The sequence below is a fragment of the Streptomyces sp. a15 genome (assembly GCF_059026085.1).
On sequence record NZ_JBWLKM010000060.1, the window covers coordinates 43,341 to 55,047 of the forward strand.

The 11,707-nt window shown below is 71.8% G+C and carries 12 protein-coding genes; 6 read left to right on the forward strand and 6 right to left on the reverse strand.

Annotation, left to right across the window (positions count from 1 at the left end; all coding sequences use genetic code 11):
• Nucleotides 1-5: 5 nt before the first annotated feature.
• From AC5P09_RS37965 to AC5P09_RS37980, 4 genes are all read right to left on the reverse strand, one after another.
• Nucleotides 6-1,391 carry an NADP-dependent succinic semialdehyde dehydrogenase gene (locus tag AC5P09_RS37965; RefSeq protein ID WP_493878247.1) on the reverse strand — a complete coding sequence of 462 codons (1,386 nt, stop codon included), beginning with the start codon at nt 1,389-1,391 and terminating at the stop codon, nt 6-8.
• A 75-nt stretch (nt 1,392-1,466) separates the two neighbouring features.
• Complete coding sequence (locus tag AC5P09_RS37970) at nt 1,467-1,925, reverse strand: NUDIX hydrolase (RefSeq protein WP_493878248.1); 459 nt, start codon at nt 1,923-1,925, stop codon at nt 1,467-1,469.
• Complete coding sequence (locus AC5P09_RS37975) at nt 1,922-3,460, reverse strand: ATP-dependent DNA ligase (RefSeq protein WP_493878249.1); 1,539 nt, start codon at nt 3,458-3,460, stop codon at nt 1,922-1,924. The genes AC5P09_RS37970 and AC5P09_RS37975 overlap by 4 nt, the downstream gene beginning before the upstream one ends.
• 29 nt (nt 3,461-3,489) lie before the next feature.
• Complete coding sequence (locus tag AC5P09_RS37980; protein ID WP_493878250.1) at nt 3,490-4,443, reverse strand: NAD(P)/FAD-dependent oxidoreductase; 954 nt, start codon at nt 4,441-4,443, stop codon at nt 3,490-3,492.
• Nucleotides 4,444-4,512: 69 nt separating this feature from the next.
• On the opposite strand from AC5P09_RS37980, the gene AC5P09_RS37985 reads away from it, so the two are divergent.
• The 6 genes from AC5P09_RS37985 (at nt 4,513) to AC5P09_RS38010 (ending at nt 9,808) form a co-directional block, all read left to right on the forward strand.
• Entirely contained in the window at nt 4,513-5,094 is a 582-nt protein-coding gene (locus tag AC5P09_RS37985; RefSeq protein WP_493878251.1) for a helix-turn-helix domain-containing protein, read from the forward strand.
• Nucleotides 5,095-5,189: 95 nt separating this feature from the next.
• Nucleotides 5,190-6,167 (forward strand): NADPH:quinone oxidoreductase family protein, encoded by a 978-nt coding sequence (locus AC5P09_RS37990; RefSeq protein WP_493878252.1) that lies wholly within the window; start codon nt 5,190-5,192, stop codon nt 6,165-6,167.
• Nucleotides 6,164-7,345, forward strand: coding sequence for an acyl-CoA dehydrogenase family protein (locus AC5P09_RS37995; RefSeq protein ID WP_493878253.1), 1,182 nt, complete (start codon nt 6,164-6,166; stop codon nt 7,343-7,345). Before AC5P09_RS37990 ends, AC5P09_RS37995 begins: the two co-directional genes overlap by 4 nt.
• On the forward strand, nt 7,324-8,424 hold the full coding sequence (locus tag AC5P09_RS38000) for an acyl-CoA dehydrogenase family protein (RefSeq protein WP_493878254.1): 1,101 nt from the start codon (nt 7,324-7,326) through the stop codon (nt 8,422-8,424). The genes AC5P09_RS37995 and AC5P09_RS38000 overlap by 22 nt, the downstream gene beginning before the upstream one ends.
• 182 nt (nt 8,425-8,606) lie before the next feature.
• Nucleotides 8,607-9,464, forward strand: a complete 858-nt coding sequence (locus AC5P09_RS38005; protein WP_493878255.1) for a phosphatidylinositol-specific phospholipase C/glycerophosphodiester phosphodiesterase family protein — start codon at nt 8,607-8,609, stop codon at nt 9,462-9,464.
• A 149-nt stretch (nt 9,465-9,613) separates the two neighbouring features.
• On the forward strand, nt 9,614-9,808 hold the full coding sequence (locus AC5P09_RS38010; protein WP_493878256.1) for a hypothetical protein: 195 nt from the start codon (nt 9,614-9,616) through the stop codon (nt 9,806-9,808).
• 53 nt (nt 9,809-9,861) lie between these two features.
• Here AC5P09_RS38010 and AC5P09_RS38015 read toward each other — a convergent pair whose 3' ends face one another.
• A complete protein-coding gene (locus AC5P09_RS38015; RefSeq protein WP_493878257.1) occupies nt 9,862-11,100 on the reverse strand; it encodes a phosphodiester glycosidase family protein in 1,239 nt (412 codons plus the stop codon).
• Between the two features lie 75 nt (nt 11,101-11,175).
• The gene (locus AC5P09_RS38020; protein ID WP_493878258.1) at nt 11,176-11,559 is read right to left on the reverse strand and encodes a DUF779 domain-containing protein; all 384 of its coding nucleotides are present in this window, start codon (nt 11,557-11,559) and stop codon (nt 11,176-11,178) included.
• Nucleotides 11,560-11,707: the final 148 nt, after the last annotated feature.

Sequence of the window (11,707 nt, forward strand, 5' to 3'; positions counted from 1 at the left end):
AAGCCTCACGCTCCGTGCCATACGGTCGTGATGTTGCAGAACTCCCGGATTCCGTGCCCGGACAGCTCACGCCCGTACCCGGACCGCTTCACCCCGCCGAACGGGAACGCCGGATGGGACGCCGTCATCCCGTTGACGTACACGCCGCCCGCCTCCAGGTCCCGTACGAAGCGGTCGACCTCGTTCTCGTCCCGCGTCCACACATTGGAACTCAGGCCGAAGGGCGAGTCGTTGGCGATCAGCACGGCCTCGTCCAGGTCGGCGGCCCGGTACAGCGTGGCGACCGGCCCGAACGCCTCCTCGCGGTGGATGCGCATCTCGCGGTCGATGCCGGCGAGGACGGTCGGCGGGTAGTACCAGCCGGGCCCCTCGGGCCGCTCCCCGCCGCACAGCACACTGGCGCCGCTGCGCTTCGCGTCGTCGACCAGCTCCTCCAGGTCGGCCCGCCCCTGCTCGCTCGCAAGCGGTCCGACCTCCGTCTCGTCCTCCAGGGGGTCGCCGATCTTCAGCGCCTTCATGCCCTCGACGAACCGCTCGGCGAACGCGTCGTACACGTCCGTGTGCACGATGAACCGTTTCGCGGCGATGCACGACTGCCCGTTGTTCTGCACGCGCGCGGTCACCGCGACCTGGGCGGCGCGGTCGATGTCCGCGGACGGCATGACGACGTACGGGTCGCTGCCGCCCAGCTCCAGCACCGTCTTCTTGACCATCTCGCCGGAGGTGGAGGCCACCGCGCGGCCCGCGGGCTCGCTGCCGGTGAGGGTGGCGGCCTTCACGCGTTCGTCGCGCAGGATCTCGTCGACCGCGGCGGAGCCGACGAGCAGGGTCTGGAAGGTGCCCTCGGTGAAGCCCGCGCGGTGGAACAGGTCTTCGAGGTAGAGGGCGGTCTGCGGGACGTTGGAGGCGTGCTTGAGCAGGCCCACGTTGCCCGCCATCAGGGCCGGGGCCGCGAAGCGGACCACCTGCCACAGCGGGAAGTTCCACGGCATCACCGCGAGCACCGGGCCCAGCGGCCGGTAGCGGACCAGAGCGCGGGAGGCGCCGGAGTCCTTGACGTCAAAGGCGGCGGGCTCCTCGTCGGCGAGCAGTTCCTCGGCGTGGTCGGCGTACCAGTGCATCGCTTTCGCACACTTCGCGGCCTCCGCGCGGGCCTGCTTGACCGGCTTGCCCATCTCGATGGTCATCACGCGGCCGATGTCCCGCTGGTCCTCGTCGACGAGGTCGGCGGCCCGGTGCAGGAGGCGGGCGCGCTCGGCGAACGACGTCGTCCGGTAGGTGCGGAACGTGGCCTGCGCGAGCTGGAGCCTGCGCTCGATCTCCTCCTCGCCCATGGCCTCGTACGTCTTGAGCGTCTCGCCGTTCGCAGGGTTCACCGTTGCGATGGGCATGACGGACCTCCTCGGAGCGGACTGTGCTTCGACCTTCCCGCGCGGCGGTGGGGACCGCAACGCGTACGCATCTGCTCAGGGCGAGTGCTCCGCCAGCCGGTCGAGAAACGCGGCCTGTGCCTTGACGATCACGGACCGCGCGCGGTCCAGGTCGAACCACTCCACACGGTCGATCTCGGGGAACTCCTGGGTCTGCCCGGACTTCGGCGGCCACTCCATCCGGAAGGTGCCGGGGGTGACGGCCGCCGGATCGAGGTCGGCCTCGACCGCCCAGGCCGTGACGACCTTGCCGCCCGTCTGCCGGACCTCGCCGAGCGGTACGGCCTCGCCGTCGGGCGGGGGCAGGCCCAGCTCCTCCTGGAACTCACGGCGGGCGGCGTCCCAGGCGGGCTCGTCGGGGTCGTACTCGCCCTTCGGCACGGTCCACGCCCCGGCGTCGCGCCGCGCGAAGAACGGCCCGCCCATGTGGCCGAGCAGCACCTCGGGGCCGTGCTCGGTGCGGCGGAACAGCAGCAGGCCCGCGCTGTGCTTCACGGCCGTACCTCCGGATGCGCCGCGAGCAGTGTCTCCACGGTGTCCGCCTCCTCCGGGCGCTTGTCCTCGCGGTAGCGGACCACGCGGGCGAAGCGGAGGGTGACGCCGGCCGGGTAGCGGGTGGACTTCTGCAGACCGTCGTAGGCGATCTCCACGACGAGTTCGGGGCGTACGGTCACCACATAGCCGTTGGTGTCCACGGCCAGCTCCTGGAGCCGCTCGGTCTGCCAGGTCAGCATCGCGTCGGTCATGCCCTTGAAGGTCTTGCCGAGCATCGCGAAGGAGCCGTCCGCGGTGCGGGCGCCGAGGTGGAGGTTGGAGAGCTTGCCGGTGCGGCGGCCGTGGCCCCACTCGGCGGCCAGGACCACCAGGTCGAGGGTGTGGACGGGCTTGACCTTCAGCCAGGACGCGCCGCGCCGGCCCGCGCTGTAGGGAGCGTCGAGGGACTTGACGACGACGCCCTCGTGGCCGCGCTCCAGGGTCTCGGCGAGGAACTCCTCGGCCGTGTGCACGTCCTCGGGCCCCGACACCAGGGTGCGCCGTACCCGCATCGGCTCGGGCACCAGCCAGGACAGTTCCGCGTGCCGTTCGGCGAACGGCAGGTCGAGCAGGTCGCGGTCGTCGACGGACAGGGCGTCGAAGAAGACGGGGGAGACGGGGACGGTCTCGGCCGCCGTCGTCACGTCCACGCGGGAGCCGACGCGGCCCGCGGTCTCCTGGAAGGAGCGGGGGCGCCCGTCCGCGTCGAAGGCGATGACCTCACCGTCCAGGATGAAGCGCTCGCCCCTCAACTCCAGGGCGGCCGAGGTCAGTTCGGGCAGGCGGTCGGTGATGTCGTCGAGGGTGCGGGTGTACAGCCGGACCGTGTCGCCGTCCCGGTGGACCTGGACGCGGATGCCGTCCAGTTTCTCCTCGACCGCGCAGGCGCCGAGCTTCTCGACCGCCTCGGCCACCGAGGAGGCGCTGTGCGCCAGCATCGGCAGGACCGGGCGGCCGACGGTCAGCCGGAAGCGGTCCAGGGCGCCCGGGCCCTTTGCGAGCAGGGCCTCGGCCACCGTCTGGAGGGAGCCCGCGAGCATGACCGCCCGCCGTACGTCCGCCGATGGCGCTTCGGTCGCCTGGGCGAGGCCCTCGATCGCGACCGCGTCCAGCGCGCCCTGCCGCACCTCCCCGCTGATCAGCCCGAGCAGGAACCGCTGCTCGTCCGCCGTGGCCGCGCCCATCAGCTCGCCGACCAGCCGGGCCCGCTCGGCCTGCGAGCCGGCGCCCGAGACCTTGCCCAGCGCGCTCAGCAGGGCGTCCACCTCGCGGACGGTCAGGGTCGGCTCGGCGGCCGGGGCGACCGGGCGGCTCAGCGTCTTCCAGCCGACGCCGAGCCGGCCCTGCGGCAGGCGGCCCGCCAGATACGGGATGACGATCGGCACGTCCGCGGCCTCGGCGTCCCGGAAGAGTTCGGCGAGAAGCGCGATCTTCCGGGAGCGCGCCGAGGTCGCGGCGACCTCCTGGGACACCTGGGCCAGCCGGGTCAGCAGCATGCAGCCATGGTGCACCGGAGGCGGACGCTCTACACCCGGACGGCCGCGACGGCCGCATCCAGGTCCGTCATCAGCAGTTCGCCGTTGATCGTGGCCGCCGCCCGGTAGCCGCCGGCCGCCGCGTTCACGACCTGCTCCGCGAAGCCCATGGCGTTGCCGGCGGACCACACCCCGGGCACGGTCGTCAGACCCGTCTCGTCGACCACGGGGTACGCGCCGAACGGAGTTTCGCGCAGCTCCGCGCCCAGGCGCCGGAGGAGATCTGTCTGCGGGACGGCCCGGGGGGCCACGAACAGCACCTCGCGGTCGTGCGTGGTGCCGTCCGTGAGCTTGAGGCCGGTGAGCCGGTCGTCCTCCGTGATCAGTTCGCCGACCTCGCCGGGCACCACCTTGACCCCGGCCGCGGCCAGCCTGCGCAGATCGTCGTCCGACAGCTCCTCCTCGGCGACCGTGTGCAGGAAGAAGATCACGTCCTTCGACCACTGGGACACGATCAGCGCCTGGTGCACGCTCGTCGGGGTGCTCGCGAGCACGCCGAACGCCTGGTCGCGCACCTCCCAGCCGTGGCAGTACGGGCAGTGCAGCACGTCCCGGCCGAAGCGCTCGGCGAGACCCGCGACCTCCGGGAGCTCGTCCTTGAGGCCGGTCGCGATCACCAGGCGCCGGGCGTGCACGGTGCGCCCGCCTGCCAGGTCCACGGCGAAGCCCGTCCTGACGTCGACCACCCGCTCCCGGACGAACTCGACGCCGTACCGCGCGATCTCCTCCCGGCCGACCGCCAGGAACTCGGCCGGGGACATGCCGTCCCGGGACAGATAGCCCTGCATGTGCGCGGCGGGAGCGTTGCGCGGCTCGCCCGCGTCGACGACCAGCGTGCGGCGCCGGGCGCGGCCCAGGACCAGCGCGGCGGACAGCCCGGCCGCTCCGCCGCCGACGACGACCACTTCGTACGTGTCGATGTTGTTCTCGGTCACGGTGACCACCTCCACTGAGACAGTCGCGCGGCCAGTGCCGCATTGACAAACAGGTTTGCCGAAACTGCAATAGGTGTCATGAGTGACGACGACATGGACGAGGTTCTCGCGGAGGTCGGTCCCCGGCTGCGGCGGATCCGGAAGGAGCGGGGTGCCACGCTGGCCGGGCTGTCCGAGGCGACCGGCATCTCGGTGAGCACGCTGTCCCGGCTGGAGTCGGGGCTGCGCAAGCCCAGCCTGGAGCTGCTGCTGCCGATCGCGCGGGCGCACGAGGTGGCGCTGGACGAGCTGGTGGGCGTGCCCGCGGTGCGCGACCCCCGGGTACGGGCCGAGCCGATCAGGCGGCACGGACGCACGTACTGGCCGCTGACCCGCCAGCCCGGCGGCCTTCAGGCCTTCAAGGTGCTGGTACCGCAGGAGGAGAACGAGCCCGAGCCGCGGACCCATGAGGGCTACGAGTGGCTGTACGTGATGTCGGGGCGGCTGAGGATGGTGCTGGGTGATCACGACATCGTGCTGACCGCGGGGGAGGTCGTCGAGTTCGACACTCGCGTGCCGCACTGGTTCGGGTCGACGGGGGAGGGGCCGGTCGAGTTCCTCAGCCTGTTCGGGCCGCAGGGTGAGCGGATGCACGTACGGGCGCGGCCCAAGCGGTCGTGACGCACCTGACTGTTCCCTGATCGGCAAGCGACCGCTTAGTATGCGAGGGACCCCGGTCAGACGACGCAGTCCCGTGAGTCCCGTGGAGGCCCCGCATGCAGGCATGGCAAGTGCACGAGAACGGCGAGCCGGGCGAGGTGATGCGCCCGGCGGACGTGGCGCCGCCCACGCCCGGTGACGGCCAGGTCCTGCTGAAGGTGCGTGCCGCGAACATCAACTTCCCGGACGTGCTCATGGTCCGCGGCCACTACCAGGTCAGGCCGCCGCTGCCGTTCACGCCGGGCGTGGAGATCTGCGGCGAGACCGAGGACGGGCGGCGGGTCATCGCCAACCCCGCGCTGCCGTACGGCGGGTTCGCCGAGTACGCCCTCGCGGACGCCGGCGCTCTGCTGGCCGCACCCGCCTCGCTGGACGACGCCGAGGCCGCCGCCCTGCACATCGGCTACCAGACGGGCTGGTTCGGTCTGCACCGGCGGGCCCGCCTGGAAGCCGGCGAGACGCTGCTCGTCCACGCTGCCGCAGGAGGGGTCGGCAGCGCGGCCGTGCAGCTCGGGAAGGCGGCCGGCGCCACCGTGATCGGGGTCGTCGGCGGTGCCGAAAAGGCCGCCGTGGCCCGGGAGCTGGGCTGTGACGTGGTGATCGACCGGCGGAGCGAGGACGTCGTCGCCGCTGTGAAGGAGGCGACCGGCGGCCGGGGTGCCGACGTGGTCTACGACCCCGTGGGCGGCGAGGCCTACACCCAGTCCGCCAAGGTCGTCGCCTTCGAGGGCCGGATCGTCGTCGTCGGCTTCGCCAGCGGCACGATTCCCAGCCCGTCGCTCAACCACGCCCTGGTGAAGAACTACTCGGTCCTCGGCCTGCACTGGGGCCTGTACAACACCAAGAACCCGAAGCTGGTCCAGCACTGCCACGAACAGCTCACCGAGCTGGCCGCCCGGGGCGCGATCAAGCCGTTGGTGAGCGAGCGCGTGCCGCTGGGCGGGGCCGCGGCGGCCGTGCAGCGGGTCGCCGACGGTGTCACCACCGGCCGGGTCGTCGTCGTTCCCGGCCTCACCGAAGGAGGTGCGGCATGACCGACGCAGCCGAACTCAGGCGCCGCAGCGCCGAGTTGCTGGCCACGTACCCGCCTGCCACCACCGACCGGACGGACTTCCTCAAGGCCCGCTTCGACGCCGGACTGGCATGGGTGCACTACCCGGAGGGTCTCGGCGGACTCGGCGCCCCGCGCTCCCTCCAGGCCGTCGTGGACGCCGAGCTGGAGGCCGCGGGCGCCCCCGACAACGACCCGCGGCGCATCGGCATCGGACTGGGCATGGCCGCGCCGACGATCCTGAAGTACGGCACCGAGGAGCAGAAGCAGCGGTATCTGCGGCCCCTATGGGTGGGGGAGGAGGTCTGGTGCCAGCTGTTCAGCGAGCCCGGCGCCGGATCCGACCTGGCCGCGCTGGGAACACGGGCTGTCCGAGAAGGCGACGAGTGGGTTGTCAACGGGCAGAAGGTGTGGACGTCCAGCGCCCACCTCGCCCGCTGGGCCATCCTCATCGCCCGCACCGACCCGGACGTGCCCAAGCACCGGGGCATCACCTACTTCATCTGCGACATGACCGACCCGGGTGTCGAGGTGCGGCCGCTGCGCCAGATCACCGGCGAGGCCGAGTTCAACGAGGTGTTCCTCACCGACGTCCGCATCCCCGACTCCCGCCGCCTCGGCGAGGTCGGCGACGGCTGGCGGGTCGCGCAGACCACGCTGAACAACGAACGCGTCGCCATCGGCGGCATGCGGCTGCCCCGCGAGGGCGGCATGATCGGCCCCGTCTCCAAGACCTGGCGCGAACGCCCCGAACTGCGCACCCACGACCTCCACCAGCGGCTGCTCAAGCTCTGGGTCGAGGCCGAGGTCGCCCGCCTCACCGGCGAGCGGCTGCGCCAGCAGCTCGTCGCCGGCCAGCCCGGCCCGGAGGGCTCCGGCATGAAGCTCGCGTTCGCCCGCCTCAACCAGGAGATCAGCGGCCTGGAGGTCGAACTCCTCGGCGAGGAGGGCCTGTTGTACGAGGACTGGACCATGCGCCGACCGGAGCTGGTCGACTTCACCGGACGCGACGCGGGCTACCGCTACCTCCGTTCCAAGGGCAACAGCATCGAGGGCGGGACCACCGAGGTCCTGCTGAACATCGTCGCCGAGCGCGTCCTGGGCCTGCCCTCCGAGCCGCGCACCGACAAGGACGTCGCATGGAAGGACCTCGCCCGGTGAGCACACAGACAGATCTTCTCTACTCGGAGGAGGAAGAGGCGCTTCGCTCCGCCGTCCGTGACCTGCTCACGGACCACTGCGACGCGGCGGGCGTGATCGCGCGGACCGAGTCCGACGCGCCGCACGACCGCGAGGCGTGGAAGGCGCTCACCGACGGCATGGGCCTCGCGGGCCTCCTGGTCCCCGAGGCGCAGGGCGGCCAGGGCGCCTCCCACCGCGAAGTCGCCGTCGTCCTGGAGGAGTTGGGGCGCGCGGTCGCCCCCGTGCCCTACCTCACCAGCGCCGTCGTCGCCACCGAGGCACTGCTGGCCTGCGAGGCCGGCGAGCTGCTCGCGGACCTGGCGTCCGGCCGGCGCGTCGGCGCCCTCGCCGTCGCCCTGAACGTGGCTCCGGGCGGCGCCTTCAAGACCGTACGACTTGGAGACGGCACCCTGCACGGGGAGTTGACCGGCATCGCGGACGCGGCGGCGGCCGACGTGCTGCTCGTCCCGGCCGGGGACGGCGGGCTGTACGCGGTCGACGCGGATGCCGTGACCATCACCCCGCAGGTCTCGCTGGACCTGACCCGGCCGCTCGCGACCGTCACCCTCGACGGGGCTTCCGGGCGTCGGATCGGGGCGGCCGAGCCCGCCGTACGACGGGCGCTGCGGGCCGGCGCCGGGCTGCTCGCCTCCGAGCAACTCGGGCTCGCCGAATGGTCGTTGACCGAGACGGTCCGCTATCTCAAGGAGCGCAAGCAGTTCAACCGGCCGGTCGGCGGCTTCCAGGCGCTCAAGCACCGGCTCGCCCAGCTGTGGCTGGAGATCGTCAACCTGCGTGCCGCCGCCCGTAACGCGGCGGACGCCCTCGCGACCGGCGAGGACGCGGACGTGGCGGTCGCCGTCGCACAGGCGTACGCGGCACCCGTCGCCGTGCACGCGGCCGAGGAAGCGGTCCAGTTGCACGGAGGTATCGGGATGACCTGGGAGCACCCGGCCCACCTGTACCTGAAGCGGTCGAAGGCCGACTCGATCGCCTACGGGACGGCGGGCGCCCACCGGGAGGCGGTGGCCGAACTCGTCGGCCTCCAGGCTCCCTGACGTTCAACGGAAGAAGCCGGAACAAGCCCGCCCCACCTGGGGCGGGCCTTTTCGTGTACCCCGCACCGACGAAGTGAACGAACAGCGGCAGTCCGGCCAACTCCTCTCCCAGCACTGCTCCTTGGGGCCTTCCGGAACGCATACTCTCTGCGGTCCCGTAAGGCCTACCAGGGAGGCAGAGCATGCCCCTCACCACCCGTCGCAGAGCCCTCACCACCCTCGGCGCCGCCCTCGCGGGCACGGCCGCCCTGCCCGCCACCAGTGCGCTGGCCGGCGAACAGAAGCACCGCCCGCGGCCGTTGTGGCGCGCCCACGCCCACAACGACTACGAGCACCCGCGCCCCCTCCTCGACGCCCTCGACCACCGCTTCGGCAGCCTCGAGGCCGACATCTTCCTCGTCGGCGACCAACTCCTCGTCGCCCACGACCCGGTCGACCTCGACCCGGCCCGCACCCTCGAATCCCTCTACCTCGACCCTCTCGCCGCCCGCGTCAGGGCCAACCACGGCTCCGTCTACCGGGGGTACCGCAAGCCGCTGCAACTGCTCATCGACATCAAGACCGAGGGCTCGTCGACGTACCTCGAACTCGACCGGCACCTGAAGCGCTACAAGCACCTGTTCACGACGTACGCCCACGGCCGCGTCCTGCCCGGCCCGGTCACCGCCGTGATCTCCGGCGACCGCGCCGCCCGTACGCCCATGGAGGCGCAGACCGTCCGGCGCGCCTTCTACGACGGCCGGCTCGCCGACCTCGCAACCTCGGCGCCCGCCTCCTTCGTCCCGCTGATCAGCGACAACTGGACGCTCAACTTCACCTGGCTGGGCGTCGGCGCCTTCCCGGAGGCCGAACGGCAGAAGCTGCGGACCATCATGCGGACGGCGCACGCACGCGGGCAGAAGGTCCGGTTCTGGGCCACCCCGGACCTGGCCGGCCCCGCCCGGGACGCCCTGTGGGCCGAACTGCTCGCCGCCGACGTCGACTACATCAACACCGACGACCTCGCCGGACTGGAAGCCTTCCTGGACGCCCACCGGTAAACCCGGACGCCTACCGGTAGATCCGGACGCCCACCGGTAAATACAGACGTCACACGTTCGGGGGACAGGTCAGCTGCCCGGACGAAGCCTCCGCTACGCCACACTTGCGGCCGAACGCCGCGAATCGGGCGTAGCGGAGGAGGTTGACGATGGCGATTTCCATCTCTGTGGTGATGCTGCTGCTGATCCTGGCGGTGATCTTCCTGCGCAATGGCGGGCTGAAGGTCTCGCACGCGCTGGTCTGTCTGCTGCTCGGCTTCTATCTGGCCAGTACGAGCATCGCGCCCACCATCAGCAGCGGCCTCACGGCGACCGCGGGCATCGTCAGCAGTCTCAGACCCTGATGCCCTGATGCCCTGATGCCTTGGTGCCCTGATGCGCCCTGATGCCCTGAGGGCTATGGCGTCGAGAAGATCCCGACGCCGTTCGGGACGGGACGTTCCGCGCCCGCGGACGGATGGTTCCGTACGGCGACGGCGGTGGCGCCCGGATCGCGGGCGACCAGGGTCGTCGACCCGCCGCCGTCCAGGCTGAAGCCGTGGACCGCCCCCAACTCCCGCATGACGTCGGCCACTTCGGTGATCGTCAGACCGGTGCGGTACTCGGGCGCCCCGTCCAGCGCGAGCAGCAACAGGCGCCGCCCGCCGTCCGTGATGCCCGCGGCGGTGCGTACGGCCGAGGTCGTGTCGTCCAGGCCCGGCAGCGGCCGGCCGTCCCTGAGGACCGGGTAGCCGCCGAGCGCGAAGCGGTACGGGATCTTCGACACGGACGCCACCAGCCGGTGCCGCACCGTCACCGTCTCGCCGGTGGACAGCTTCCGCAGGTGCTGGGCGCCCGCCTCCCGGCCGACGAGCACCGTGGTGCCGACGGCGATGGGCCCGGTGCCGGGGCGGTCCGCGGCCGACACGACGCGTCCGTCGCGGACCGTCACCTCGTAGGTGTCCGTGCTGCACGGAGCGGCCCGCTCGGTGTCCGTGCCGCAGGTCGCCCGGACCCGGGAGGCGCTGCCCCAGTCCGCGGTGAACGCCCCGACGGACCCGACCGGCAGCGCGTACTGGTTCAGCCCGCCGAGCGGCAGCCGCTCCTCGGGCGTGCGGACCGAGCCGACGAGGGACAGCCCGTCCATCCGGGCCCGGCGGTCGACGCCCACCCCGATCACGTCCCTGGTGCTCGTGCCGGGCGGCAGCGCCGGACCGAAGCGCTGGCCGTCGGGGACCGCCGCCTTGAGGACGTGGCCCTTGGCGATCGCCGGTCCCACGCTCGCGCCGGTGGCCTCCACGCCGGGGTGCTGGGTCTCGGTAATGTTGAAGAAGTCGCCGTTGACGCCTGCCACGGCACCTGTGGCGTCGGCCATGGTGGAGACGGTGGCCCGTGCGGCGACCGCCCCCGGATACAGCAGGTCCACGCGTACGCGCGGATCGAGCAGGTCGACGGTCAGTACATGGGCGTGCGCGGTGCCTTTGGCCGCCGGGATGTCGAACTGCTCGTACTCGACACCCGCGGCGATCCGGGCCGGCTCCTGCACGGCGCCGGCCGGTGCCGCCCCCAGCAGGGCCGCACCGGCCAGCGTGCCGAGTGCCGTGAGTAATGTCAGTGCCGATCTGCCTGCCACGAACCGTACTTGACGATGCGTCACCGTTCCCCCTGAGGACTCGTCAACTGTCACAGGACTCAGGGAGAGTGCACCAGACGTTGACGGCCGCGGGGGTGGCTACGCGTCGACGAGCCGCGAACGGATGAGGAAACGCACCCCCTCGGGGGCCTCCAGCGAGAACCCGCTGCCCCGGCCCGCGACGACGTCCACGATCAGCCGGGTGTGGCTCCACACCTCGTACTGGCTCCGCGACATCCAGAACATCACCGGCTCCTCGACCCCGGGCACGTCCAGCTCCGCGAGCAGCACGTCCGAGCCGCCGGTGCGGAACTCGCCGGCCTGGTAGCACATGGGGGCGCTGCCGTCGCAGCAGCCGCCGGACTGGTGGAACATCAGCGGACCGTGCGTCTCGCGCAGCAGGCGCAGCAGGTCGGCCGCGGCGGGGGTGAGCTCGACGCGGGGGACCTCGTGGTATGCGGGGAGTGCGGATTCTTCGGGCATGGTCAGCGAGTGCAGCACGGGGAAGGTTGCGAGGAGGTTGCCAGCTGTTGGCCGGGGAATGTAGACGAGGACGGTTTAACTCGATCGTGTGATGGTCGACTTCCGGGCTTGCGGCGTCCTGGTCCGTTCGGGCTACGGTGATCGTGTG

Bases quoted from the DNA above. Each gene is read 5' to 3' on its own strand.
- AC5P09_RS38020 (WP_493878258.1), bottom strand. From the start codon at position 11,559: ATGCCCGAAGAATCCGCACTCCCCGCATACCACGAGGTCCCCCGCGTC.
- AC5P09_RS37990 (WP_493878252.1), top strand. From the start codon at position 5,190: ATGCAGGCATGGCAAGTGCACGAGAACGGCGAGCCGGGCGAGGTGATG.
- AC5P09_RS37965 (WP_493878247.1), bottom strand. From the start codon at position 1,391: ATGCCCATCGCAACGGTGAACCCTGCGAACGGCGAGACGCTCAAGACG.
- AC5P09_RS38010 (WP_493878256.1), top strand. From the start codon at position 9,614: ATGGCGATTTCCATCTCTGTGGTGATGCTGCTGCTGATCCTGGCGGTG.
- AC5P09_RS38005 (WP_493878255.1), top strand. From the start codon at position 8,607: ATGCCCCTCACCACCCGTCGCAGAGCCCTCACCACCCTCGGCGCCGCC.
- AC5P09_RS38000 (WP_493878254.1), top strand. From the start codon at position 7,324: ATGGAAGGACCTCGCCCGGTGAGCACACAGACAGATCTTCTCTACTCG.
- AC5P09_RS37975 (WP_493878249.1), bottom strand. From the start codon at position 3,460: ATGCTGCTGACCCGGCTGGCCCAGGTGTCCCAGGAGGTCGCCGCGACC.
- AC5P09_RS37995 (WP_493878253.1), top strand. From the start codon at position 6,164: ATGACCGACGCAGCCGAACTCAGGCGCCGCAGCGCCGAGTTGCTGGCC.
- AC5P09_RS37985 (WP_493878251.1), top strand. From the start codon at position 4,513: ATGAGTGACGACGACATGGACGAGGTTCTCGCGGAGGTCGGTCCCCGG.